Genomic DNA, 23,215 nt, shown 5'->3' with positions numbered 1-23,215 from the left:
CGCGTCACCCTTCGACGGCCTCGCAGGCAACTCCATCCCGAGCCAGCGGCGACCCGGCGACCATTACCCGATCGTCTGGGCCGAGACCGCGAGCGATCGACGCTCTGCGGCCATCGTCGGAACCGACCACAACGGGCCGGCGGCGCAACACGCCATTGTCGGCGACGAGCACGAAGCGCTCGTTACCGTGGCCCCGCACCGCCCGCGACGGCACGCTCACCGCCCCACCCCCGGTCTCCACCGCAAGCTTCACCGACGCGAACATGCCGGGACGATACCGACCGGCGCCGTCATCCAGATGCATCTCGGCGCGCATCGATCGTGTCGCAGGGTCGAGCGCCCCCGCGACGCGCGCCACTGGCAAGGAGACGTCGCTACCGGGAAAGGCGTCGAACCGGACGATCGCCGGCGCGCCCTCCTTGACGTACGGCGCCAGCAGCTCGGGAATCTCGAAGGCGAGCCGCAAGCGGTCGATGCGGGCGATCTCCACTATCGGCTCGGCACCCGCACTGTTGCCCTCCCGGACCAATGCGCCGGGATGAAGAACCCGCCGCGTGATCCGGCCAGGAAAGGGCGCCACGATCCGAGCCAACTCGCGAAGCGCGTCGAGTCGGTCGCGATCCGCCTCCGCGAGTCGAACCTGCGCATCCTCGACTCGCACGCGCGCGGCGGCGGTATCCACGTCCTGCTGCGGAATCGCGGCGGAGTTCGCCCGTCGCAGAGCCTGCAGCCTGGAAAGCGTCAGCCTGGCCAAATCGAGCTCGGCCTTCTCCTGAATCACTCTTGCCTCGGCGCCCTTGATGCCCGCCGTCACCTCGGGTACCGCCAGGCGCGCCACTCTCTCTCCCGCCGCGACCTCGTCCCCGATGTCCACATCGACCTCTTCCAGATAGCCGGTCACCCGCGCGTACAGCGGCACGCTTTCCCAGGCCTCTACTGTGCCCGGAAGAACCATCTCCTTCCCGCCTGCGACCGCGACCGGCCTCTCAACCGCCACACGCAAAGGCCGCGACTCATCAGCCGCTACCCCACTCGCCTGCTTTGCTTCGTCGCCATACGAGTCGCGCGAGCATGCCGGCACCCCGGCCAGAGCCAGCACCGCCAGGAGTGTCGCGAGGCCCGTCGAAGCCCGGGCCGGGCACTGATTAAGTCTCATCGGCCGGACCTCCCATCAGGGCGGGACCCAGCGGCGCCCTCTTCATCAGGATGTAGAGGCCGGGCAGAACGAATAGCGTCAACACAGTGGCCCCGAGAACGCCGCCGATAATCGTCGTAGCCAGCGGAATGTTGGCGTCGCCGCCGCCGGCGCCGACCGCCATCGGTAAGAGTGCAAAGACCGTCGTAAGCGACGTCATGAGGATCGGCCGCAGGCGCAGCCGCGCCGCCTCCAGCACAGCATCGTCGACGGGCATGCCGCTTTCGACGCGCGCGTTGGCAAAATCGACCATCAGGATGCCGTACTCGACGACGATACCCACCATCATGACGATCCCCATCAAGCTCTGGATGTTGAGCGCCACCCCCGCGAGCCGCAACGCCAGCGCCACGCCGACGAAGCCGAGCGGTACCGTCAGGAGAATCGTCAGGGGATCGACGAACGAGCGGAACTGGGCGACCATCACCAGGTAGACGAGGACGACGGCGAGAGCGAGACCGCCTGCGAACTGGCCGAAGGCGGCGCGCATCGTCTCTATCTCGCCGCTTGCAGTCAGAACGTAGCCGCGTTCGGCGTACTCGCCGCCGAGCCGAAATGACCGGCGCCCGCGCTCGTCGACCGTGCGCTCCAGACCGAGCGCCGCGTCTTCCTCGAGAACCTGCTCCATGGCCCCGACGACGTCTCCCACGTACGCACCCGGGGCAACGTCGGCGTACACGTCGACGGCCCGCGTGATGTCGCGGTGGCTGACGAACGACGGTCCCGTTCCCCGGGAAATCGTTGCCACGGTGCGCAGCGGCAGCGGCTTTCCGCCGCCCCCCGGCGCGATCGGAACGTCGAGCAGCGTATCCGTGGACACGTGATCCGACTCCCGGTACTGCGCACCGACGAAGTAATGGTTGCCGTTGTTCCTGTCGATCCAAAAAGCCGGCTCGAAGTTGATGCTCGAATTGGTCGCGGTCACCAGATTGTGCATCACGTCAACGACGGACAGCCCCGCCAGCGCCGCCTTGGTCCGATCGATCTCGATGTCGAGCGTCGGGTAATCGTTGCGCTGCAATACACGCACGTCTTCGGCCCCAGGCACCGACCCGATGCGCTCGGCGACCCGAGCGGCGATCTCCCCCAGAGTGCGCAGGTCACTGCCGAGGACCCGAAAACGAATCGGCGCCGGCTCGCCGAAGTTCAGCGCCGCGGTCAACATCCCCCCGGTATCGAAGGCAAACTCGACCTCGGGGAACTGGTGCCGCAGCCGTCCACGCAAACGCTCGACCAGCGCGAACGTGTCGCGGCGGTTCTCCTTGAGCTGGACCAGGACAAAAGCGTCCATCGGACCCGTGTTGGGCGTGTACGCCGCCGGCCAATCCATGAGCACGCCGATATTGCCGATCAGCATTCTCAGGTCGGAGCGCGGCTCGTTCTCCACCGCGGGGAACTCCGGGTCCGGCTCACCGAGCTCGGCGATCAGAGCGCTTTCGAGCCGCGCTACCGTCTTCTCGGTCTCCTCGATGCGCGTGCCCGACGGGAGGCGTACGTAGATCTGGAACTGCCCGGCGTCGACGCGCGGAAAGAGCTCCGTCGGGTGGCGTTGCAGCGCGACGGCGGCAGCGATTGCCGCCGCGGCGCCGGCCGTGAGAACGACTCCGCGGCGGCCGACCGCGCGGGCGAGTCCCCACGTATAGCCGCGCGCGAGCAGTCCTGCGTCGGCGCCGTCCCTGACGCCGACTGCGGTCGTGAGGAAGCGCGCGCAAAATGCCGGCACGACGGTCAGCGCAACCACGAGCGAGGCGCCCATCACCAGCGACGCGGAGATGGCCAGCGGAGCGAACAAAAACCTGGCCATGCCGGAAAGGAAGAAGATGGGCACGAAGACGACCGCGAAGGTCACGGTCGACACGACGATCGATGGGGCCACCTCGCGTGTGCCGTCGATGGCGGCCCGTGCGGCGTCCTTTCCCAGACCCAGGTGCCGGGCGACATTCTCGACGACGACGATCGCCTGATCGACGAGAATGCCGATGGCCAGCGCAATGCCGCCGAGGGTCAGCGTGTTCAGCGACTGCCTCGTGGCCACGAGCCCGATCATCGCACCGAGCACGGCCAGCGGAATGGCGAGCACGATGACGATCGTCGAGCGCACAGTGCGCAGGAACATGAACACCACGGCCCCCGCCAGAGCCGCACCGAGCAGCGCCGCCAACCGCAGGCCCGCGATGGAATTACGCACGTAGACCGACTGGTCCAGCACGACTTCGAGAGCGATGTTCCCCGCACGCGCATCCATTTCTCGCAAGCGCTGGCGGATGCGCTGCAGTTGGCTGCGAATCGCGTCGACGATTTCGATCGTGTTGGCGCCCGGCTGACGGTAGATCGGAATATAGACCTGGCGGCGACCGTTGATGCGCACGATGTTCGACTGGATCTGAGCGGAGTCCTCGACACTCGCTACATCGCGCATGAAGACGACCTTCCCGTTCTCGGCCGAGACGGGGACGTGATTTAGCTGTTCCACGGCCGCAGGCATGGCGTTGGCGAAGATCTGGTAGTCGGTCTCCCCGGCCTTCATGTTGCCGGCGGGAACGAACACCGATTGCCGGTGCAGCGCCCGGACCACGTCCATCGGACTCAGTTCGCGTGCCTCGAGCTTCTCGCGATCCACGTACGCCAGAATCCGACGCAGCGTGCCGCCGTACACCGCCGGAGCGATGACGCCGGGAATGGACTGCAGACGATTGCGAAGCTCGAAATAGGCAACGTCGTAAATCTCCTTCTCCGACATCGTCGGCGACGACACCGCGACCAGGCAGAGCGGAACCGACGCCGTGGGATCGAACGGCATCACCATCGGCGGGATGGTCCCGGGGGGCAGGTAGAACATGTCGCTGACGGCGTAGGAGGTCACCTGGCTCATCGCCGTGTCGAAGCTGACGCCCTCCCGGAAGAAATCCTTGACGATGCTCACGCCGAGCATCGACTTCGCCTCCTGGTGGTCGATGCCGATCGACTGGCCCGTCCAGCGCTCCAGCCGACTGGTGATGTCGCGCTCCATTACCTCGGGTGGCATGCCGGGATAGAAGGTGACGATTTGTACGGCCGGAGTGTCGAACACCGGCAGCAGGTCGGCGGCGAGCTGACGGTACGAGACGGTACCCAGCACGGCGACCACCAGGACCCCGACGATGACCACGTAGGGTAGCTCGATTGCCCGCCGGATCACGGCGCTGCCTTTCTGACGCCCACGTCGTCGGGCTTGCCCGCCGGATGGCACGCGAGTCGGGGCGCGTTATCCCGCCGGACACGTCTCACAAAGTCGCCTCGTCAAGGAGCCGGCTCATCTCGCTTTCCTGCCCCTTGCCGACGAGTATCAAGGAGAGCCCGGCGAGCTGCCTCTGGCAGACGCTGTGCTCGCCGTCGTCATGACAGCTCTTCATCGCCGCCGGGCGGTCGGACACGTAAAGGGAAAGGTGGCGACCGTCGAGCTCGTAGAAGAGAAGCTGCACCTTGCGTCCCTCGACCTTGCAAACTCGGCCGCCGACCAGGCTCGCAGGGCCGAGCCGGGGGACCACGGGATCGAAAGGCACCTTGGTGCGAAAGAAAGCTGCAACGTCGAGGCGATTCCCGGAAGCGATCTCCGCGGGCATGATGTCCGGAGCCGAGCGGAGATGATCCGCAATGAGTTCCGCCGGGAGCGAGCGCTGGTCGTAAGGCAGAAACGAAGGACGAGCGAGAAAGAGCGCGCCTACCGCGACGACCATTACAGCCGCCGCCGCCACGGCAACGCGAAATCCCGTCCACCCGGTCTCTCGCCGCAGCCGCAGCGCCTCGACGCGAGCGAGAACGGCCTCGGGAGGCGCGGTACGACCTTCCACCCGGGCCACGGCATGCTTCAAGGCGCGAAGACCGTCGAGCTGTCGCCGACAGGTGCCACAAGACGCGAGATGGGTTTCCAATGCTGCCACTTCATGGCCGGCCAGTTCGCCGTCCAGATGAGCGGAGATCGCTTCGCTGCGCTCGGAGCAGGTCATGATGGTCCTCGTCTCCGGGCACGATTCCCGCCCTCAATCAGGAGTTTCGACAGGGCCAGACGCCCGCGGGCGATACGGGAGCGCACCGTCCCCACGGGCACGCCGGCAATCTCGGCAATTTCGTCGTACGGAAAACCCCAGAGGTCACAGAGCAAAACCACGTGTCGTTGCTCCTCCGGAAGCCGGGCCAGTGCGGCCTCCAGCTCCCTGGCGGACAGGCGCTCGACCGCTTCGGGCGAAATCACGGCCGCATCGGCCTCCGGGTAACCGGATTCGACGAGGTGGATCTCGGGTCGGGCCGTGGCTGTACGAACCCGGTCGAGATGCAGATTTCGTGCAATCCGAAACAGCCAGGCACGACAGCGCGCCGGCTCGCGCAGCCCTTTCCAGCCCCGAAACGCCCGCTCGTAGGTCGCCTGGACCAAGTCGTCGGCGTCCCAGGCGTTGCGCGACAGCCTTCTGGCATAGGCGGTCAATTCCTCCAGGTACGAGAGCGCCAGGGAGGAGAAGTCAGGATACGAGCGCCGGGCCATCTACCCCTATGACGAAAGCGGAAGCCCGAAAGTTCCCGCGGCCGGCCCAAGGCACGATAAAAGTCCTCGCAACACTCCTGCCTCCAGGTCGTTTCCGCGCTTTCGCGCGGTGTCAAGCCGCGCAGACGAAGTCGCGGAGTTCCACTCGGCCCATGCCTACAAGTGCGGCACGGATCTGCGTGCGCGGCATGACGCCCGCCACCGACACGACGAGGGGGCGCCATGGTAAGTCCGGTAACGCCGCGGGAGGCACCACCGGTGCCCCGTGAATCGCCTGGCCGAGGCGTCCCGCATGCACTTCCACGATGTATGCGGGCCGCTTGCCGTGCGCCCGCAAGGCCCGCGTCAGCGCGCGCCCCGTTCCGCCGTAGCCCCAGAGAGCGTACTCCTCCGTCGCCGCGAGAAACCCGCGGGCGAGGAATGCCGCCTTGCACGCGGTGAACCGCGAGAGGTCGTACTCCGGAGCGGTCCGCGACAGTCGCGCCGGGTGGTCGCGCCAACTCAACAGACGGCGCGGCACGACACCGATCGCGTGCCCCGCTTCGAGAAGCCTGAGAACAAGATCGTAGTCCTCGGGCCAACCGCAGGCGCGATAGCCCGAGCGGCGCAGGACGTCGCCCCGCACCATCAAGGTTGGATGGGCCACGGGGCATTCCACGTAGGCGTTGGCGGCAACCTCCTCCGGCCTTTCCATCGCGTTTAACCACGCCTCGTAGGCCCGCCGTCCGGCGCGCAGTCCGGCGCGCGGAAACACCCGCACCCGGCAGGCCGTCGCGGCCAGCCCCGCATCGGCCGTCAGCGCGGCGACCTGCTGCGCCAGCCGGTCACGGTGCATAAGGTCGTCGGCGTCCATGCGGGCAACGAACCGACCGCGACACGCCGCCAGACCGGCGTTCAACGCCGCTACGACACCGCAGTGAGGCCGCCCGATGACGACGAAGCGCGGATCGCCTCGGGCGGCTTCGTGCAGCACCGCCGCGGTGCTGTCGGTCGACCCGTCGTCAACGAGCACGCACTCCCAATCGGCGAGCGTTTGTCGTTGCACGCTGCGCAGGCAAGCGGCCAGCGTCGGCGCAGCGTTGTACGACGGCAGGAGGATGGACACCGTGAGCCCGGCAGGTCCGACGCCGCGGCCATGAGCAGTCCCCGGGGCGAGCGGAACGGCGGGCGGGCGGCCGCGGGAGCGCGGCATCACGGCGGCGTGTTAGTCGCGGCGGCGAGCCGTTCGCGCGTGCGGGCGTCGAGGACGCCATCGTCGTGCAGGCCCTGGGTACGCTGGAAGGCCTGGATCGCGTTGATGGTCACCGCGTCGAGCTCGCCGCTGATTTCGCCGTGGTACTCGTGCAGCGCCCCGAGCTGGCGCTGCGCGTTGCGAATGACTTCCGGAGATATACGCTGCGCCCGCCCGGCGCCGTCGATGTCGGGCAGCGAGTCCCGCATCGTTTCTGCGGCAGCGCGCGCTCGGCGCTCGGCGTGTTCGGGACTGCAGGCCGGGAGCACGAGGCCAAGAACGAGCACGCCCGCAGACAGCATTGCGACACCGGCGGCAGGCATCCGCTGTGCCCCTAGACGATCTTGTTCAGCGGATACTCGAGAATGCCCACCGCTCCCGCGCGGCGCAGCTCCGGAATCAACTCGCGCACGGTGTGTTCGGAAATGACGGTCTCTACGGCGTACCATTCCACGCCTTGCAGTTGCCCCGACTGGTACAGCGGCGCCACCGTCGGCGCCGTCAGGCTCGGGAGCAGGGCGATGACCGCCTGCAGGTTGGCCCCGGCTACGTTCAGCTTGATGCCCACCTTACCCTCGGCCGCCAGCGCACCTTGCACGAGCAAACTGATCTGCTCGATCTTCTGCCGCTTCCATGGCACCTCCCACGCGGCCCGGTTGGCAATGAGCTGCGGGTTCGACTGGAAGAGCTCGCAGACGATGCGCAATCGGTTGGCGCGAATGGTACTTCCAGTCTCGGTCACCTCCACGATCGCATCGACGAGCCCACCGGCCGCCTTCGCCTCGGTCGCGCCCCAGGAGAACTCGACCTCAACCGGGGTCTCGATGGCGGCAAAGTACCGGCGCGTGTAATTGACCAGCTCGGTTGCAATGCGCTTGCCCACCAGATCCTCGGGGCGCCGGACCGGCGAGTCTTCCGGCACGACCAGCACCCAGCGGGTTGGCCGGAAGCTTGCCTTCGAATAGACGAGATCGCAGACCACCTGCACGGTCGAGTCGTTCTCGAGAATCCAGTCCTTACCGGTAATGCCGGCGTCCAGCGTACCATCCTCGATGTAGCGCGAGATCTCCTGCGCGCGTACCAGCGAGCAGCGGATATTCTCGTCGTCGATCGTGGGAAAATAGCTGCGCTCCGAAACCTGCACCCTCCAGCCGGCCTTGCGGAACAGCTCGACAGTCAAGTCCTGAAGGCTCCCCTTCGGAATGCCAAGGCTGAGTGTTTCCATACGTGGCGTCCTGCGCGAGCCCGGTTCTCACTTCTTGCCGTACAACACGTCCGGATCGACAACGCGGCTCTCGACCACACGCCAGTCGTCGCCGTCGACCTTGCGGAAAAAGCAACTCTTGTAGCCTTCGTGGCAGGCGGCGCCACCGACCTGCCGAACCTTGAGCAGCACCGCATCGGCATCGCAGTCGACGCGAATTTCCTTCACCTGCTGCACATGGCCCGAGGTTTCCCCTTTGCGCCAGAGAGAGCGCCGTGAAGTGCTGTAGTAGCAGGCGGTACCCGTTGCCAGGGTTTCCGCCCACGCGTCCTCGTTCATGTAAGCGAGCATGAGCACTTCGCCGGTGTCGGCGTCCTGGGCAACCACCGGCACGAGGCCGCCGCGTTTCTCGAAGTTCGGAGTCTGCATGGTCATCTATCCCGTGTGCGGTTCCTTACACGCGCGGCGTACACGGTGCAACGTGACCGCGCGGACCGCACACGATTTGCCGCTCCCCGCCAACCCCGGTAAGGTCCACCGGCGCTGGAGGAGCACGCATGAAGTTGAGAGACATCGCCGGCAGAATCGGTTGCGAGTTGCGCGGCAACGGGGACGTCGAGATCGGCGGACTGTCGCCGGTCGAGGACGCGGAGCCGGGGACGCTCACGTTCGTCGCCAACCCGCGCTATCGGCAATACCTCGCCAACACCCGCGCCGCCGCGGTTATCCTCGCCCCGAGCGATCCCGAGGTCGGCATCCCCTCGCTGCGGGCGGCTGACCCTTATGCCGCGTTCGCCGCGGCCATACCGTTGTTCCACGCGCCGGCCCCGGCGTTTGCCGAGGGCATCCACCCGACCGCGGCGATCGATCCGTCGGCTCGGATCGGCCCCGACGCAACTATCGGCCCGTATGTCGTGGTCGGCGCCCACTGCGTGCTCGGCGCCCGCGCCCAACTCGACCCGCACGTGGTGCTGTACCCCGGGGTAAGGATCGGGGACGATTTTCGCGCCTACGCGCACGCGGTGATCCGGGAGAACGTGCGCATCGGCCACCGCGCGATCGTACACACGGGCGCGGTTATCGGTGGCGATGGCTTCGGATACACGATCGGTGCCGACGGCGTCCCGCGCAAAATCGTCCAGGCCGGCACCGTGGTTCTGGAAGACGATGTCGAAATCGGGGAGAACGCGACCGTCGATCGGGCCGCCATCGGCGCCACGCGGCTCGGCCGCGGCGTCAAGCTCGATAACCTCGTCATGGTGGCGCATGGCTGCACCATCGGGGAGTGGTCGGCGCTGGCCGCTCAGGTCGGGCTCTCCGGCAGTACCAGGGTCGGTCAAGGGGTCCGGATGGGTGGCCAGGTAGGTATCGGTGGACACCTCACCGTCGGCGACGGTGTGCAGATTGCCGCGCAGTCGGGGGTTCACAACGATGTCGACGCCGGCGCCATTGTTGGCGGCACTCCGGCCGTCCCGGTGCGCACCTGGCGTCGCTATGTCGCCGCCTGGCCGCGGCTACCGGATGTGCTGCGCCGCTTGCGGCGGATCGAGAAACGTCTGGGTCTGGCGGAGGACTGACCGCGGTACCGATGACGTTTGGCGCCAATGCCGGTCCGGGTTCGCGGCCGGTTGAGTAAGGCGCTCCTTGGTGACCCGGGGAATGTCCCTCGGAACTATGCTAGGCGCCGCCGCCGGCCACGCGTGCCGTCATGCGTGCGGTGAGCCGCGCGCCGAGGCGTGCCAGCAGCCCCGGGGCGAAGCGTTTGGCGTAGTACATGGCCCACGCTTCCGGCGAGATCGGGGCCACCGCGCGGTTGCGCTGCACGGCCCGTAAGATGTTCTCGGCCACGCGCTCCGCCGTATAGCCGCGTCGCTGATACATGGCGATCACCTCGTCCTGAATCGCCGCCATCCCCCCGGGTCCGAGCATGCGCGCGTTGCGGGTTATCGGCGTATTAATGATACCGGGACACACGGCGGTCACGCCGATACCATGGCGTACGAGTTCGGCGCGCAGAGCCTCGGACAGACCGAGCACGGCGAACTTCGTCGTCGCGTAGGCGGCCATGGCTTCGCCGGCGACGTAGCCGGCCGCGGACGACACGTTGACCACATGCCCCCCGCGGCCGCGTTCCACCATGCGCGGCAGGAAGAAGTGGCAGCCATACACCACGCCCATGAGGTTGATGTTGACGATCCAGTTCCAGTCGTCGAGTCCCGTGTGCAAGAAGCCGCCGCCGATCGCCACGCCGGCGTTGTTCATGAGGATATCGAGCACACCAACCTCGGAATGGACTGTCTCGGCCAGAGCCTGCATCTCTTCGCTCCGGGCGACGTCGACCCGACGCACCAGCACCTCGCCGCCAAGATCGCGGGTGCGCTTTGCCGTCTCGGCCAATCCGGCCTCGTCGAGATCGCATATCGCCAGGCGGGCGCCACGCCGTGCGAACGCCAGCGCCGTCGCTCTTCCGATGCCGCTCGCCGCACCGGTAACCAGGACTGTCTTTCCCGTCAGCCTCCGTACGTCCATGCGCTGCGGCTTACCCCAGTACCACCACGCCGGCAACGGCAACTAACTGTCAGCCCGTGCTTTGCAGCGCCTCCGCCGTCCCCAAGTCGCCTTGACGATGGGGGGGGCCTCCGTTAAAACGGCGTCCTTATCGGTCGCCGGCTCGTCCATGAAACTCAATATCCACAACATCGAGGAGGAGCCGAAGCGGCTACAATTCGAGGAACCGATGGCACACCTGACAGCCGATCTGACCCACGGTGCCGTCTGCGACTTCGATTTTCCGGGTACGGCGCACGTGCAACTCGATTACTACCGCGCCGGAGCCGAGCTCTTCCTGCAAGGGCACGTCACCGGTCAGGTCGTCGGCCACTGCGCACGTTGCCTGGAGGACTACAATTTCCCGCTGGCCACCGACTTCTCCACGGTCCTCGTGCCGGCGGCATGGAAGCCGAGCAACCCCGAGGAAGGCGAGTCGATCGATCTCGATTACTACGCCGCAGACGAAATCGACCTCACACCCATCGTCTGCGAACGCATCGTGCTGGCCCTGCCGACCCGCCCGCTCTGCAACGAGGCATGCAAGGGACTTTGTGCGCACTGCGGTGCGAATCTGAACAACGCCCCCTGCGCCTGTCCCGCCGCCAATCCCGCGCTCCGTCTGGCGCCGGTCAGGGCGGGAAAGGCGGCGCACTGAGCGTCGCGGCGGCGCCAACGCATTCGTCATGGCCGACCATCCCTGCCCATTTGCGCGCGCAACGTCGCCCGGATCGGGTATCCGGCGACACATATGATCTGCGGCGCGCGGTTTGCGGCGCGCCCCAAGGAGACCACGTCATGCCTTTACCGAAACGCCGGACCTCGAAGTCGAAGAAGAACAAGCGGCGGGCCCACGATGCACTGACGGCCCCGAACGTCATCACTTGCCCGGAGTGTGGCGAGTCCACCGTCATGCACCACGCCTGCCCGCACTGCGGAACGTACCGCGGCCGTAAGATCATCGAGGTCGCCGACTAGTCCGCCTCGCCGCTGCCGGTTTCGATGCCTCCGCCAGTCGCCTTTCTGTTCCCCGGTCAGGGATCTCAGGCCGTCGGCATGGGGGCGGACCTGTGTGCCCGCTTCCCGCGGGCACGGGAGGTGTTTGCCGCCGCCGACGACATCCTCGGCTTCAGCCTGTCGCGCCTGTGCTTCGAGGGACCACTGGAAGAGCTTACGCTGACCGCAAACACTCAGCCGGCTCTCCTAACCGTCGGCTGCGCAACGGCGGGCGTGCTCGAAGCGGACTTCGGCCTCCGTCCCGCCTGGGTGGCCGGGCACAGCCTGGGAGAGTTCAGCGCTCTGGTCGCCGCCGGTTCGCTCGCCTTCACGGATGCCGTGCGCCTCGTCAGGGAGCGTGGGCGCGCCATGCAGGAGGCCGTCCCGCCCGGTGTCGGTGCGATGGCCGCCGTGCTCGGACTGGATCGAGCGGCGGTGGACGCCGTCTGCCGGGACGCTGCCCGGGGACAGGTGGTCAGCCCGGCCAATCTGAACGGCGGCGGCCAGATCGTCATTGCGGGCCACCGTGAAGCGGTCGAACGGGGGATGCGCATCGCGACCGAGAGGGGTGCCCGGCGGGCGCTGTCTTTGCCGGTCAGCGCCCCCTTCCATTGCAGCCTGATGGCTCCGGCCGCCGAGCGGCTGGCCCGGGCCCTCGCCCCGGTGACGGTAACGGCGCCCCGCTGCCCGGTGATCGTCAACGTGGAAGCCCGGCCCTGCACCGACCCGGCGCGGACGAAGGAGCTTCTCGTCCAACAGGTCGTCAACCCGGTACGGTGGGAAGAATCGATCGAAACGCTGGCCGCGCTCGGCTGCACGGCGGCCATCGAGGTGGGTCCCGGTCGCGTGCTGACGGGGCTGGTCAAACGCATCGCCCCGGGCATACGCTGCACGCCGGGCGAAGACCCGGAGGCCGCCGCGGCAGCGGTCGGCGCACTATGAACTCTCCCCTGCATGGGCAGGTCGCGCTGGTGACCGGCAGCTCGCGAGGCATCGGCCGCGCGGTAGCACTGCGGCTCGCAACCGCCGGTGCGCACGTCGTCGTCAACTGCCTGCACAACCGCGAGGCCGCCGACGCAACCGCCGCGCAGATCGCCGCGGCCGGGGGCAGCGCCGAGGTGATACCGTTCGACGTCGGCGACTCCGACGCCGTGGCGGCGTCGATTGAGGGGCTGATCGAACGCGCCGGGCGGTGCGACATCCTCGTCAATAACGCGGGCTTCGCCAGGGACACGCTGCTTCTGCGCATGAAGGAGGCCGACTGGGACCGCGTCATGGCGGTCAACCTGCGCGGCGTATTCAGTTGCAGTAAGGCCGTGGCACGGGCAATGGTGCGGGCGCGCTACGGACGTATCGTCAACATGAGTTCGGTCATCGGATCGATGGGCAATGCGGGTCAGGTCGCTTATGCGGCCGCCAAAGCCGGCATCATCGGCCTGACCAAGTCGCTGGCGCGCGAGTTGGCCAGTCGCAACATCACGGTCAATGCCGTGGCGCCGGGTTTCATCGATACGGAGATGGTGGCCAGCTTGCCTGAAGCGACGCGAACGGAGTATCTGAAGCTCATCCCGGTGGGCCGCCTCGGGACCGTCGACGAAGTGGCGGATGCCGTGTCGTTTCTCGTACGGCCTGCCGCGGCGTACATTACCGGGCAAGTCATCGGCGTCAACGGCGGCCTGTACATGTAACGTGTCTTGGAGAGGGAGGATGTACCGATGGCATCTGCGGTGGAAACCAAGGTCAAGGAAATCATCTGCGAGCAGCTCGGCGTCAGCGAAGAGGAAGTTACTGCCGACGCCAAGTTCATCGAGGATCTGGGTGCCGACTCGCTTGACATCGTCGAGTTGGTCATGGCCCTCGAGGAAGAGTACGACATGGAGATTACCGACGAGGAAGCGGAGAAGATCCGTACCGTGCAGGACGTGGTGAACTACATCGAGAGCCATAAGCAGTAGGCAATGCCCGTGGGCTCGCCCCCGGCGACGGGGCGCGATCGGACGGGTGGTCTGCCGAGAGGACGCATGACGGAACTGGAGCGAATCGACCCGGAAATTCATCGGGTACTGTGCGACGAGGCACGGCGCCAGGAGGACAACCTCGAGCTGATCGCCTCGGAAAATGTGGTCAGCCGCGCGGTCCTGCTGGCCCAGGGCTCGATCCTTACCAACAAGTACGCGGAAGGCTATCCCGGCCGTCGCTACTACGGCGGTTGCGAGGTGGTCGACGTGGCCGAGCAACTCGCCATCGACCGCGCCAAACTTCTCTTTGGGGCCGATCACGCCAACGTGCAGCCGCACTCCGGCTCGCAGGCCAACATGGCGGTGTATTTCTCGCAGTTGTCCCCCGGCGACACGATCCTCAGCATGGACCTGACGCACGGTGGGCATCTGACACACGGCAGCCCGGTCAACTTCTCCGGCCAGTTCTTCAAGGTCGTCCCTTACGGCGTGCGTCAGTCGGACGAACGAATCGACTACGACACGGTGACGGCGCTCGCCCGCGAGCACCGGCCCAAGATGATCGTCGTCGGTTACAGCGCTTACCCGCGAGAAATCGACTTCGGCGTCTTCCGCCGTGCCGCGGACGAGGTCGGCGCCGTCGTCATGGCGGACATCGCGCACTTCGCCGGCCTCGTGGCCGCGGGGATTCACCCTTCGCCGGTCCCGCATGTCGAGTTCGTCACCACAACGACGCACAAGACTCTCCGCGGACCCCGCGGCGGCCTGATCCTGTGCCGCGAGGCATACGCCAGGCAACTCAACTCCTCCGTCTTTCCCGGCAACCAGGGTGGCCCGCTGATGCACGTCATCGCCGCCAAAGCCGTGGCGTTCAAAGAGGCGCTGTCGCCCGCCTTCAAAGAGTACCAGCACCAGATCGTCCGCAATGCCAAAGCCCTTGCCGCTGCGCTGCAGGCGAAAGGATTTCGCCTGGTTTCCGGCGGCACCGACAACCATCTGATGCTGGTCGATCTCCGCAACACCGAGATTACCGGCAAAGCGGCACAGGACACGTTAGATCGCGCGCGCATCACGGTGAATCGCAACACCGTGCCGTTCGAGACGCGCTCGCCGTTCGTGACCAGCGGGGTGCGGATCGGTACGCCCGCGGTGACCACCCGCCGCATGAAGGAGCCGGAGATGGCGGTCATTGCCGACTTCATCTCGCGGGCTTTGCAAGCGATCGGCAACGACGCCGCGTTGCGGAGCATCGGCGACGATGTCATCGCCCTGTGCCGCAAGTTCCCGATCGGAATCGACGGCCCGTGCGCCTGAGTCCCGGCGCCGGCGACGCCCAAGGAGGACGGCATGGCCAAGTTCCCGACCGAGGCAGAACACTCGATCACGGTCCATGTTCCGCTGGCCCGCGTCTATAAGTATCTCTGGAACGTCGTGGGCTCCTCGGAGTGCATCCCGGGGTTGAAGAGCTGCAAGAAGACCGGCACCAAGGACACCTATCATTTCCACTTCGAGGAACGTTCCACCGGACCGTTGAGCATGACCGTCCGCTACACCGCGAAGTACGAAGGCAACGGCAAGGACCTGATCGCCTTCGCCAGCATCGGCGGTAAGGACGACAACACCGACGTGGATGGCAGCCTCACCCTGCATTCCAGCGGGCCGCAGGCCACGAAAGTCACCCTCCGGCAGATGACGGCGCCCGACACTCCGGTGCCCCGTCTGCTCCAGGGCCTGGTGCGCTCGTTCGTCGAGAGCGAGACCTCGGATGCGGTCAAACAATACCTGCAAAACATGAAGAAGAACCTCGAGGCCGCCGACTGAACACCGCCGCTATCGCTGCCGTTCTGCGCGCCGCTTTCGCGCCGGAAACTCTGCACGTCGACGACGACAGCCACCTCCACGCCGGTCATGCCGGTGCGGCCGGCGGCGGGGGGCACTTCCGCGTCCGCATCGTTGCCGCCGCCTTCCGCGGCCAATCTCGCGTGGCTCGTCATCGCGCCGTGTACGTCGCCCTCGGCGACGCCATGCGGCGCGACATCCACGCCCTGGCGATCGAAGCCCTGACCCCGGAAGAAGCGGCGGCACGTCAGGAGCCTCCCGAGGTCCTTCCAGGCTCGGAACGACATTCTCCGGCACGCTCGTAACCGGCCGCGGCGTACCTCCGGGGGACTTCAACCCGAGCGGAGATCATCCGCACCGCCGCCGCCAACGCCGGGCGGCGCCGCGCCTCAACGGCCGCCGGGAACGCCGCGGCTCCGAGGCATGCCGCCCGCTGCACCACCGGCCGCTCCCCCTGCCGGCCGGCGATCGGGGCGAGCCGGACCGGAGCCCGTATCCCCGCTGCCGGGCGTCGGGGTCTCGGGGACCACCCATAATACGCAGTCCGGGTCCCGCTTGTCCGGCCGCTTCTTGTTGCTCAAGACCAGGAACCTTCCACCGCTCCGCAGCAACTCGACCGCCGCGTCGAAGCCTCCGAGATCCACTCGCCCCGACAGATACGGGCGGTTGCCCTCGCGCGTCGTGTTCTTCCACAGCACCCCGAATCGAATCTTTTGCTCCACCACCGGCCTCCTTCCAGCGCCCGCACGCAATTAAGTGAAACGGGTCCAACAGCAGATTCCGTGCCGCAGCCGCTCGGCTTTCACTCGCTGTGGAGCGAAGCCACCCCGCGCCAGCCTCGCAGGGTACTGTATTCGCATTCAGTACGGCACGGCCCTTCAGCCTGTCGACGTCTTGGTTTCACCGGGCGCCGCCCTTGCTCATGGCAGCGCTTCTCAGCATCATTTCGCCGGCCATGTCGATAAACGGGCTCCTCCGCAACCTGAGCCGTAACCCCAGAATGCGCCGGGTGGGCAGGCGCCTCGAAAGGGCCGCCAAGCGGGCGCTGCGCGGCGTCCTCGACGTCGCCCTCCCGGTGCCCGAAAACCAGCCGCCGAGCGCGATCGGCACGCCGCAGCGCGTGCTCCTGGTGCGACCGAACTTTCGTATCGGGAATACGCTCATCAGTGCGCCGTTGATCGACGCTCTCCACGCCCGCTTCCCGGGCGCGCAGCTCGACTACCTCGGAGCCGACACGACCGCCGTCCTCTTGCGGCGCTTCCCGATCCACCGGGTACACTGCATCTCCCGCCGTTTCATTCTGCGTCCGTGGGCACTGCTGTCCCTGATCCGGCGTATTCGCCGGGAGCAGTACGATGTCGCCGTCGATGCCGGCATGGGGTCGACATCCGGCGGCTTCTATACGTTTGTCACCGGGGCCCGGCACCGTGTCGGCGTGGCGGGAGCGGGTCAGCGATTCCTGACCACTCGCCTCCCGGCACCGCGCGTCACTCACGCCTACGATGCCCCGGTGGCGTTCGCCGCGGCGCTGGGCATCGACTGCGCCGACCATCCGGCCTACATTGTGGCCCCCGAGGAACGCGCCGCGGCCCTCGCCGCCCTGGGCACCGCCGGCCTGACGACTGCCACGGGCGTCACGCCCTTCGTGGTGCTTTCGATTTCCGGGCACAAGGACAAACGTCTTTCCGTCGACCTCTGGACCGATTTGGCAACCCGGCTCGACGCCGCCGGCGGCCGCGTGCTGATCCTCACCGGCCCGGAGGAAGTGGGGCTGCTATCGCACCTGCGCCGGGAGCTGCCGGGTGCGGTCGTGCTGCCGCCCCTACCCCTCCGCCAGTTCGCCGCCACCCTGAGCCTCGCCACGCTGGTCGTTGCCCCCGATTCGGGACCTCTCCATCTCAGCGTGGCCGTCGGTGTGCCAACCATCGCACTGCTCGTCGCCCAGGCCTCGCGCCGCTACGCCCCGCGCGGCCCAGACGATCGCGTCGTCTTTCCAGCCACCGCCGCCGCGGCTGCGGCGGCGGTGCTGGAACATCCGCGGTGGATGGCGGGGGCTTGAGGGGGCCTGGGGGCTCGGGGGAGCGCGCGGCGTGCCCGGTCCGCTTACGGTGCCGTCGCCGAGATGCAAAGCGAGTCGAAAACGCCCCCTCCCAACGCCCCGGCGCGCAGTTGGCATCCTCACGGCGCTTCCGGTACACCCGGCGATGCCGAGGAGGTTTCCGTATGGAAGTCCCGCTGCTCGTCAACGATTTCCTCGCCCGCGCCGGACGGCTCTACCCGCACAAGCCGGCCGTCGTCGACGGCGATCGTCGCTTCACTTACCGGCAGTTCGTGGCACGGGTTAATCGTCTCTCCAATGCATTGCGCGGTCTCGGCGTCGGCCGTGGCGATCGCGTGTGCATTCTGAGCCCGAACTCGCACTTCTTTCTCGAAAGCTTCTACGGCACCAGCCAGATCGGCACGATCCTGGTGCCCCTCAACTACCGCCTCGTCGCTGCCGATCACGAGTACATTCTCAACCACGCCGGCGTGAAAGCCATACTCGTCGACCTCGACTACACCGCCGTGGTGGAGGAGATCCGGCCGCGCCTGCGTACGGTCGAACACTGGATCGCCGCCAGCTACGGCCCGCCGCCGCCGGCCGGGTGGACGGACTGGGAAACCCTGATCGCGGCCGCCCCCGACCGCCCGCCCGCGCCGATCGACCTCGACGAAAACGACCTCGTCTCGATCAACTATACGTCGGGAACGACGGCGCGCCCCAAGGGCGTCATGCTCACCCACCGCAACTGCTACCTGAACGCTTACAATCTCATCGCCCACCTTGGCATCCGACACGAAGACGTCGAGCTGTGGACCCTGCCGATGTTCCATTGCAACGGCTGGGGCGGGGTCTATGCGACGACCGCCGTCGGCGGCACGCACGTCGTCCTGCGCGCCATCGACGGGCGCCGCATCTTCGAGCTCATGGAACAGGAGGGCGTCACCTTCGCGTGCATGGCGCCCGCCGTGCTGCGCACCGTGCTGGATTATGCGGATAAGGCACGGCACAACCTCCGCACGAAACCGCGCCTTACCGTCGCCGGCGCGCCGCCGCCGGCAGCGTTCGTCGAACGCCTCGAAACCGAACTGGGCTGGGACTTCATCGAGATCTACGGCCTTACCGAAACCGCCCCCCTGCTCACCGTCTCGCAGCCCGATTTCGTGACCGAGAAAAACGATTGGCCGCGACGGGCGCGGGCCGGTGTGCCCGGCATCGGCGTCGACGTCGAGGTGCGTGGGGACGACGGCCGCCCGGTGCCACAGGACAATCGCACCGTCGGCGAGGTCTGTGCTCGCTCCAACGTGGTCTTCAAGGGCTACTGGGAACAGCCCGAAGAAACCGCGAAGTGCATAGTCGACGGCTGGTTCCACACCGGCGACCTGGCCGTCTGGGACGACACCGGCAGCATTCACATCGTCGATCGGAAGAAGGACGTCATCATCTCTGGCGGCGAGAACATCAGCTCGGCCGAGATCGAGGACGCGCTCTATCAGCACCCGTGCGTCGTCGAGTGCGCGGCGATCGGCGTAGCGCACGAAAAATGGGGCGAGACCCCGAAAGCGTTGGTCGTCCTGCGTCCGGGCGTCGAGCTGACGGAAGCCGAGCTGATCGCGTTCTGCCGCGACCGGCTAGCGCACTTCAAGTGCCCGACCTCGGTAGAGTTCGTCCCCGAACTGCCGCGTACCGCTACCGGCAAGCTACAGAAGTTCAAGCTGCGCGAACGTTACTGGCAAGGGTCGCGGCGGGTGAACTGAACGGCGGATACCGGGTGCCTGGCCGGCGACCGATCGGGCCGGGTCACGAGTCGGGCGCGGCGGTCACGTCGCGCAGGATCGCGAATTCCTCGACCACCCGGCCGCCGATGATATGCTCCTGGATAATGCGTTCGAGCACCGCCGGCGTGCACGAGCGGTACCAGGTACCCTCCGGGTAAACCACCGCTATCGGTCCCTGGGTGCAGATCTGAAGGCAGTTCGCCTTAGTGCGGAACACGCCCCCCTCGCCGACCAGTCCGAGCTCTTTCAATCGTCGCTTGAGGAACTCCCACGATTCGAGGCTGGCAGCGCGTTCCGCACACTGCGGTTTCGTTTGATCGCAACACAGGAACAGGTGACGGCGGATACGGTCGACTTTCAACTCCAGCGCCTTCTCACGGGCCTCGTTGCTCATGGACGCGGCTTCGCGGATTGCGCCGCGCGTGTCAACACCGAACGCTTTGACCCGCATCGGAGCATGCGGTACGAGCAAAGCACTCAGCCTGCAAATGCGCCGGCGCAGCGCCGCGCGGCCGGTTCGCATGCGCAAGCCGCGCGAGGAGTATCTGTGGGGACCGACGTCCTGAGGCACGCACTGGACCTCGCCATCAGTAGCACCCTGGTCATCGGGGTCGTCGTCTCGATCGCCTTCTCTTTGGCCGCCGGCATCAGTGCGCGCGCTTTCCGCCGCCAGCGTGGGGCCCCGCTGCCCCACTCGCCTCTCCCCGGTGTCACCGTGTTGAAGCCGCTCCACGGTAGCGACGCCTACCTGTACGACAACCTGCGCAGCCTCTGCCGACAGAACTACCCGACCGTGCAAATCGTCTGTGGGGTCCGTGACCCGGACGATCCGGCGATTCCGGTTGTCGAGCGTCTGCAACGTGAACATCCCGAATGCCAGATCGACCTCGTGATCGACGGCGGTCTCTACGGCAGCAACCGTAAGGTCAGCAACCTGCACAACATGTACCGGGTAGCCCGGCACGACGTCCTGGTGATTGCCGACAGCGACGTGCGCGTGCCGCCCGACTACCTGCGGCGGCTCGCCGGCGCCGTGGCCGACCCGGGTGTGGGCGTCGTCTCCTGTCTGTACCGCGCGGAGAACACGGCGACGTTGCCGGCTCGGGTGGAGTCGTTGTTCATCAACACGGACTTCGTTCCCATGGTGCTGGTGGCGCGGCTGGTGGAGAAGCCCACCTACGCTTTTGGCGCCACCATGGCCATACGGCGCACCGTGTTAGACGAATCGGGGGGGTTTCTCCCGTTCGCGGACCTGCTTGCCGACGACTACCACCTGGGCCAGCGAGTGGCCGAGCGGGGATATAGCCTCGTCCTCTCCGAGCAGGTCGTTGGAACGCTGTTCGCGGTCGATTCCTGGCGTCACGCGTTCGAGCACCAGCTCCGCTGGGCGCGCACGAACCGCGCCTGCCGCCCGTTCGGTTACTTCTTCTCGATCCTCGGCCACGGCACACTCTGGGCGCTGCTGGTCCTGCTGTCCTTCGGCATCGACTCGGCGCTCGGGCGGCTGGCCGTCGCCGCTCTCGGACTGCGCGGCCTGGTGGCGGTATATGTGGCGACCCGCACACTGCGGGGACGCCTGACGGCGTTCGACCTGGCGCTTCTCCCCTTCACCGATCTTGCCTGGTCTCTGCTCTGGCTGCTGGCTTTCACCGGCAACACGGTGGTTTGGCGCGGCACGCGCTACCGCCTCCGGCCCGGCGGGCGGATCGACCTGTTGACCACCGACGGCACCTGCCCCGCATCTCCGGCACGGCCGGCGCGCGACGAACCGGGCCAACCGGCGGCATCGGCGGGATAATCGTTACGAGTCCGGAGCACGAAACCGCAGGCCCCGCCGTGCCCGATCGGGCATCGGAGGTTCGTCGTCGCCCCACTCTATCAGGCGGCGCGATCGACCAATTGCTGGACCAGAGCGATTAGTTCGTCGCGCTCGACCGATTGGGGCACCGCGTCGAGGCAATCCAGCGCCCGCGCTGCGTAGCTCGCCGCCAGGGTGCGGACTTCGTCGAGAACCCCGGTAGCGCGGACCCGCTCCAGTGCATCGCGCATCGCACCGTCGCCGGGCTGGCGCGTTTCGAAGAACCTGGCGAGCTGCGGATCGCGTTGCAATGCCAGCACCATCGGCAACGACGGGTTGCCGTCGCGCACGTCGTTGCCGACCGGTTTGCCGAGGCGCACCTCGGTGCCGGCCACGTCGAGCAAGTCGTCGACGACCTGAAACGTCATGCCGACATTGAACCCGCAACGGCCTACCGCTTCGATCAATTGCGGCCGGGCGCCGGCAAGATACGCCGAGCAGCGGGCGCCCTGCTGAAAGATGCTCGCGGTCTTGCGCGCAATGATTTCGAGATAGTCGTCGACCGTGACCGTAGCGTTGTGGCGGAACCGGCTCTGCATGATCTCGCCTTCGGTCAGGCTCACGCATGCGTCGGCCGCCCATGCAACGATCTGCTCGTCGAACCTGCCGCACACTTGAAAAGCGCGGCTAAAAACGAAGTCACCCGTGACCAGCGTGGTTCCGAGCCCGTAGCGACGGTGTGCGGTCGGTTTCCCCCGACGGGTCGCGCTATCGTCGATGATGTCGTCGTGCAGGAGCGTCGCCGAGTGGATGAGTTCGAGCGCGGTAGCCATATCGACAATATCGTCGCGCCCCCGACCGCCGCAGGCGCGATACACGAGGAGCATCACCGCGGGCCGCACCCGCTTGCCGCCCGATCCGACCAGATACGTGGCCACTTCGGTCATTAGCGGCTCGCGCGAGGCGAGCAGTCCGGCCAGGCGTGCTTCTACCAGTTCGATGCCTTCGGCAACCGTCAGTGGCGGGACGGGATCGAGGGGGCGGGTCTGTGTGGGTCGGCTCACGCGACTTCCTTGGCGACAACTGACTGGGAATCAAATTGAAAAGACCGAGTGAGTCAAGGTACGGGTCGGCGGCAGCCCGGGCCGCAACCGGCACAACGTTGCTTTTGGGGAGTTCGCTGATAAGGTGCCGGTCGAGATGGCCGCCTCCCCGACGCCTGCAGCCGGCGGAAACCCGTTCGCGGAACGGCGGCCAATACCCGGTATCCGCGACATTCTCGCAGTCACGAGCGCCAAAGGCGGGGTGGGCAAATCGACCGTGGCCACCAACCTTGCCCTGGCGTTGCAACGCATCGGCCTGCGCGTCGGCCTCATGGACGCCGACATCTACGGCCCGAGCCTGCCGATGATGCTCGGGGCGGACGGCCGGCCGCAGACCTCTGACACGCAACGCATCGCCCCGATCGACCACGGCGGACTTCGCGTCATGTCGGTTGGGTTCTTTCTCGACGATTCTTCCCCGGTAATCTGGCGCGGGCCGCTGGTCATGGGGCTGGTGCGGCAATTCCTCCGGGATGTCGACTGGGGAGGGCTTGACGCGCTCGTGGTCGATCTGCCTCCCGGCACCGGAGACGCTCCTCTAACCCTCCTGCAACAGGTGCCGCTGGCCGGCGGCGTGGTGGTAACGACGCCGCAGGACGTGGCGACCCTGGACGTACAACGGGGCATTGCCATGTTCGAGGAGGTCGGCACGCCGTTGCTCGGCATCATTGAAAACATGAGCTTCTACGAGTGTCCTCATTGCGGTCATCATGACGATATCTTCGGCAGCGGCGGCGGCGAAAGGTTGGCCGGCGTGGCGGGGGTCCCCCTGCTCGGACGCATACCGCTGGTCGCCGACATCCGCTCCGGGGGAGACACCGGCGCACCGATCGTCGTGGCCCATCCGGAGCATGCCGTCAGCCGGGCGTTCACGGAGATTGCCCGTAAGTTACAGGCGCGCCTGGAGACCCAGCGCGCGGCGAGCGCCCCGGCGGCGACCCTCGAGTGACGCCATCGGGAAATTGCCGTTCCCGAGCGGCTTGGATATAGGGGCGCGGTCTCGAGA

The 23,215-nt window shown here is 66.9% G+C and carries 25 protein-coding genes; 13 read left to right on the top strand and 12 right to left on the bottom strand.

Annotation, left to right across the window (positions count from 1 at the left end; translation table 11 throughout):
• Nucleotides 1–4 precede the first annotated feature (4 nt).
• The 8 genes from L6Q96_01560 to hisI all read right to left on the bottom strand — a co-directional run bounded on the left by L6Q96_01560 (nucleotide 5) and on the right by hisI (nucleotide 8,578).
• The gene (locus tag L6Q96_01560) at nucleotides 5–1,156 is read right to left on the bottom strand and encodes an efflux RND transporter periplasmic adaptor subunit (protein MCK6553264.1); all 1,152 of its coding nucleotides are present in this window, start codon (nucleotides 1,154–1,156) and stop codon (nucleotides 5–7) included.
• Nucleotides 1,146–4,373, bottom strand: a complete 3,228-nt coding sequence (locus tag L6Q96_01555) for an efflux RND transporter permease subunit (GenBank protein ID MCK6553263.1) — start codon at nucleotides 4,371–4,373, stop codon at nucleotides 1,146–1,148. Before L6Q96_01555 ends, L6Q96_01560 begins: the two co-directional genes overlap by 11 nt.
• 85 nt (nucleotides 4,374–4,458) lie before the next feature.
• Complete coding sequence (locus L6Q96_01550; protein ID MCK6553262.1) at nucleotides 4,459–5,181, bottom strand: zf-HC2 domain-containing protein; 723 nt, start codon at nucleotides 5,179–5,181, stop codon at nucleotides 4,459–4,461.
• Nucleotides 5,178–5,714, bottom strand: a complete 537-nt coding sequence (locus L6Q96_01545; GenBank protein ID MCK6553261.1) for a sigma-70 family RNA polymerase sigma factor — start codon at nucleotides 5,712–5,714, stop codon at nucleotides 5,178–5,180. Before L6Q96_01545 ends, L6Q96_01550 begins: the two co-directional genes overlap by 4 nt.
• A gap of 112 nt (nucleotides 5,715–5,826) precedes the next feature.
• Nucleotides 5,827–6,819 (bottom strand): glycosyltransferase family 2 protein, encoded by a 993-nt coding sequence (locus L6Q96_01540; GenBank protein MCK6553260.1) that lies wholly within the window; start codon nucleotides 6,817–6,819, stop codon nucleotides 5,827–5,829.
• Between the two features lie 86 nt (nucleotides 6,820–6,905).
• Nucleotides 6,906–7,247 (bottom strand): peptidoglycan-binding protein, encoded by a 342-nt coding sequence (locus L6Q96_01535; GenBank protein ID MCK6553259.1) that lies wholly within the window; start codon nucleotides 7,245–7,247, stop codon nucleotides 6,906–6,908.
• 32 nt (nucleotides 7,248–7,279) lie between these two features.
• Nucleotides 7,280–8,170 (bottom strand): ATP phosphoribosyltransferase, encoded by an 891-nt coding sequence (hisG, locus tag L6Q96_01530; GenBank protein ID MCK6553258.1) that lies wholly within the window; start codon nucleotides 8,168–8,170, stop codon nucleotides 7,280–7,282.
• Nucleotides 8,171–8,197: 27 nt separating this feature from the next.
• Complete coding sequence (gene hisI / locus L6Q96_01525; protein MCK6553257.1) at nucleotides 8,198–8,578, bottom strand: phosphoribosyl-AMP cyclohydrolase; 381 nt, start codon at nucleotides 8,576–8,578, stop codon at nucleotides 8,198–8,200.
• A gap of 128 nt (nucleotides 8,579–8,706) precedes the next feature.
• Between hisI and lpxD the strand changes: the two genes are divergently transcribed.
• Complete coding sequence (gene lpxD / locus L6Q96_01520; protein MCK6553256.1) at nucleotides 8,707–9,726, top strand: UDP-3-O-(3-hydroxymyristoyl)glucosamine N-acyltransferase; 1,020 nt, start codon at nucleotides 8,707–8,709, stop codon at nucleotides 9,724–9,726.
• A 100-nt stretch (nucleotides 9,727–9,826) separates the two neighbouring features.
• On the opposite strand, the gene L6Q96_01515 is transcribed toward lpxD, so the two are convergent.
• Nucleotides 9,827–10,678, bottom strand: a complete 852-nt coding sequence (locus tag L6Q96_01515; protein ID MCK6553255.1) for an SDR family NAD(P)-dependent oxidoreductase — start codon at nucleotides 10,676–10,678, stop codon at nucleotides 9,827–9,829.
• Between the two features lie 148 nt (nucleotides 10,679–10,826).
• Between L6Q96_01515 and L6Q96_01510 the strand changes: the two genes are divergently transcribed.
• From L6Q96_01510 to L6Q96_01475, 8 genes are all read left to right on the top strand, one after another.
• Nucleotides 10,827–11,354: a DUF177 domain-containing protein gene (locus L6Q96_01510; GenBank protein MCK6553254.1), complete on the top strand. Its 528-nt coding sequence runs from the start codon at nucleotides 10,827–10,829 to the stop codon at nucleotides 11,352–11,354.
• Nucleotides 11,355–11,494: 140 nt separating this feature from the next.
• Entirely contained in the window at nucleotides 11,495–11,674 is a 180-nt protein-coding gene (rpmF, locus tag L6Q96_01505) for a 50S ribosomal protein L32 (protein MCK6553253.1), read from the top strand.
• A 24-nt stretch (nucleotides 11,675–11,698) separates the two neighbouring features.
• Entirely contained in the window at nucleotides 11,699–12,634 is a 936-nt protein-coding gene (gene fabD / locus L6Q96_01500; GenBank protein MCK6553252.1) for an ACP S-malonyltransferase, read from the top strand.
• A complete protein-coding gene (gene fabG / locus L6Q96_01495) occupies nucleotides 12,631–13,380 on the top strand; it encodes a 3-oxoacyl-[acyl-carrier-protein] reductase (GenBank protein MCK6553251.1) in 750 nt (249 codons plus the stop codon). The genes fabD and fabG overlap by 4 nt, the downstream gene beginning before the upstream one ends.
• Before the next feature lie 27 nt (nucleotides 13,381–13,407).
• Complete coding sequence (acpP, locus tag L6Q96_01490) at nucleotides 13,408–13,647, top strand: acyl carrier protein (protein MCK6553250.1); 240 nt, start codon at nucleotides 13,408–13,410, stop codon at nucleotides 13,645–13,647.
• A gap of 66 nt (nucleotides 13,648–13,713) precedes the next feature.
• Nucleotides 13,714–14,964 (top strand): serine hydroxymethyltransferase, encoded by a 1,251-nt coding sequence (locus L6Q96_01485; GenBank protein ID MCK6553249.1) that lies wholly within the window; start codon nucleotides 13,714–13,716, stop codon nucleotides 14,962–14,964.
• A 33-nt stretch (nucleotides 14,965–14,997) separates the two neighbouring features.
• A complete protein-coding gene (locus L6Q96_01480; GenBank protein ID MCK6553248.1) occupies nucleotides 14,998–15,471 on the top strand; it encodes a hypothetical protein in 474 nt (157 codons plus the stop codon).
• Nucleotides 15,468–15,794 carry a BolA family transcriptional regulator gene (locus tag L6Q96_01475; GenBank protein ID MCK6553247.1) on the top strand — a complete coding sequence of 109 codons (327 nt, stop codon included), beginning with the start codon at nucleotides 15,468–15,470 and terminating at the stop codon, nucleotides 15,792–15,794. The genes L6Q96_01480 and L6Q96_01475 overlap by 4 nt, the downstream gene beginning before the upstream one ends.
• Before the next feature lie 84 nt (nucleotides 15,795–15,878).
• On the opposite strand, the gene L6Q96_01470 is transcribed toward L6Q96_01475, so the two are convergent.
• Nucleotides 15,879–16,211 (bottom strand): hypothetical protein, encoded by a 333-nt coding sequence (locus tag L6Q96_01470; protein MCK6553246.1) that lies wholly within the window; start codon nucleotides 16,209–16,211, stop codon nucleotides 15,879–15,881.
• Between the two features lie 200 nt (nucleotides 16,212–16,411).
• Between L6Q96_01470 and L6Q96_01465 the strand changes: the two genes are divergently transcribed.
• On the top strand, nucleotides 16,412–17,548 hold the full coding sequence (locus L6Q96_01465; GenBank protein MCK6553245.1) for a glycosyltransferase family 9 protein: 1,137 nt from the start codon (nucleotides 16,412–16,414) through the stop codon (nucleotides 17,546–17,548).
• 164 nt (nucleotides 17,549–17,712) lie between these two features.
• Nucleotides 17,713–19,287: a long-chain-fatty-acid--CoA ligase gene (locus tag L6Q96_01460; GenBank protein ID MCK6553244.1), complete on the top strand. Its 1,575-nt coding sequence runs from the start codon at nucleotides 17,713–17,715 to the stop codon at nucleotides 19,285–19,287.
• 43 nt (nucleotides 19,288–19,330) lie between these two features.
• Here the strand turns inward: L6Q96_01460 and L6Q96_01455 are convergent, their stop codons facing one another.
• On the bottom strand, nucleotides 19,331–19,702 hold the full coding sequence (locus L6Q96_01455) for a (2Fe-2S) ferredoxin domain-containing protein (protein ID MCK6553243.1): 372 nt from the start codon (nucleotides 19,700–19,702) through the stop codon (nucleotides 19,331–19,333).
• A gap of 153 nt (nucleotides 19,703–19,855) precedes the next feature.
• Here L6Q96_01455 and hpnI point away from each other — a divergent pair, with 153 nt between their 5' ends.
• The gene (gene hpnI, locus L6Q96_01450; protein MCK6553242.1) at nucleotides 19,856–21,106 is read left to right on the top strand and encodes a bacteriohopanetetrol glucosamine biosynthesis glycosyltransferase HpnI; all 1,251 of its coding nucleotides are present in this window, start codon (nucleotides 19,856–19,858) and stop codon (nucleotides 21,104–21,106) included.
• Between the two features lie 80 nt (nucleotides 21,107–21,186).
• Here hpnI and L6Q96_01445 read toward each other — a convergent pair whose 3' ends face one another.
• Entirely contained in the window at nucleotides 21,187–22,170 is a 984-nt protein-coding gene (locus tag L6Q96_01445) for a polyprenyl synthetase family protein (protein ID MCK6553241.1), read from the bottom strand.
• A gap of 136 nt (nucleotides 22,171–22,306) precedes the next feature.
• On the opposite strand from L6Q96_01445, the gene L6Q96_01440 reads away from it, so the two are divergent.
• The gene (locus L6Q96_01440) at nucleotides 22,307–23,158 is read left to right on the top strand and encodes an Mrp/NBP35 family ATP-binding protein (protein ID MCK6553240.1); all 852 of its coding nucleotides are present in this window, start codon (nucleotides 22,307–22,309) and stop codon (nucleotides 23,156–23,158) included.
• Nucleotides 23,159–23,215 lie beyond the last annotated feature (57 nt).

It is taken from the genome of Candidatus Binatia bacterium, from assembly GCA_023150935.1.
Lineage (GTDB): Bacteria > Desulfobacterota > Binatia > HRBIN30 > HRBIN30 > JAKLJW01.
This window is presented reverse-complemented; position numbering and strand designations above follow the sequence as displayed.

What these genes read in the sequence shown, in the direction of transcription:
- fabD (MCK6553252.1), top strand. Translation starts at nt 11,699, where the DNA reads ATGCCTCCGCCAGTCGCCTTTCTGTTCCCCGGTCAGGGATCTCAGGCC.
- L6Q96_01510 (MCK6553254.1), top strand. Translation starts at nt 10,827, where the DNA reads ATGAAACTCAATATCCACAACATCGAGGAGGAGCCGAAGCGGCTACAA.
- L6Q96_01545 (MCK6553261.1), bottom strand. Translation starts at nt 5,714, where the DNA reads ATGGCCCGGCGCTCGTATCCTGACTTCTCCTCCCTGGCGCTCTCGTAC.
- L6Q96_01480 (MCK6553248.1), top strand. Translation starts at nt 14,998, where the DNA reads ATGGCCAAGTTCCCGACCGAGGCAGAACACTCGATCACGGTCCATGTT.
- L6Q96_01460 (MCK6553244.1), top strand. Translation starts at nt 17,713, where the DNA reads ATGGAAGTCCCGCTGCTCGTCAACGATTTCCTCGCCCGCGCCGGACGG.
- acpP (MCK6553250.1), top strand. Translation starts at nt 13,408, where the DNA reads ATGGCATCTGCGGTGGAAACCAAGGTCAAGGAAATCATCTGCGAGCAG.
- lpxD (MCK6553256.1), top strand. Translation starts at nt 8,707, where the DNA reads ATGAAGTTGAGAGACATCGCCGGCAGAATCGGTTGCGAGTTGCGCGGC.
- fabG (MCK6553251.1), top strand. Translation starts at nt 12,631, where the DNA reads ATGAACTCTCCCCTGCATGGGCAGGTCGCGCTGGTGACCGGCAGCTCG.
- L6Q96_01560 (MCK6553264.1), bottom strand. Translation starts at nt 1,156, where the DNA reads ATGAGACTTAATCAGTGCCCGGCCCGGGCTTCGACGGGCCTCGCGACA.
- L6Q96_01455 (MCK6553243.1), bottom strand. Translation starts at nt 19,702, where the DNA reads ATGAGCAACGAGGCCCGTGAGAAGGCGCTGGAGTTGAAAGTCGACCGT.
- L6Q96_01535 (MCK6553259.1), bottom strand. Translation starts at nt 7,247, where the DNA reads ATGCTGTCTGCGGGCGTGCTCGTTCTTGGCCTCGTGCTCCCGGCCTGC.
- L6Q96_01440 (MCK6553240.1), top strand. Translation starts at nt 22,307, where the DNA reads ATGGCCGCCTCCCCGACGCCTGCAGCCGGCGGAAACCCGTTCGCGGAA.
- hisI (MCK6553257.1), bottom strand. Translation starts at nt 8,578, where the DNA reads ATGCAGACTCCGAACTTCGAGAAACGCGGCGGCCTCGTGCCGGTGGTT.
- L6Q96_01515 (MCK6553255.1), bottom strand. Translation starts at nt 10,678, where the DNA reads ATGGACGTACGGAGGCTGACGGGAAAGACAGTCCTGGTTACCGGTGCG.
- hisG (MCK6553258.1), bottom strand. Translation starts at nt 8,170, where the DNA reads ATGGAAACACTCAGCCTTGGCATTCCGAAGGGGAGCCTTCAGGACTTG.
- L6Q96_01485 (MCK6553249.1), top strand. Translation starts at nt 13,714, where the DNA reads ATGACGGAACTGGAGCGAATCGACCCGGAAATTCATCGGGTACTGTGC.
- rpmF (MCK6553253.1), top strand. Translation starts at nt 11,495, where the DNA reads ATGCCTTTACCGAAACGCCGGACCTCGAAGTCGAAGAAGAACAAGCGG.
- L6Q96_01550 (MCK6553262.1), bottom strand. Translation starts at nt 5,181, where the DNA reads ATGACCTGCTCCGAGCGCAGCGAAGCGATCTCCGCTCATCTGGACGGC.
- L6Q96_01465 (MCK6553245.1), top strand. Translation starts at nt 16,412, where the DNA reads ATGGCAGCGCTTCTCAGCATCATTTCGCCGGCCATGTCGATAAACGGG.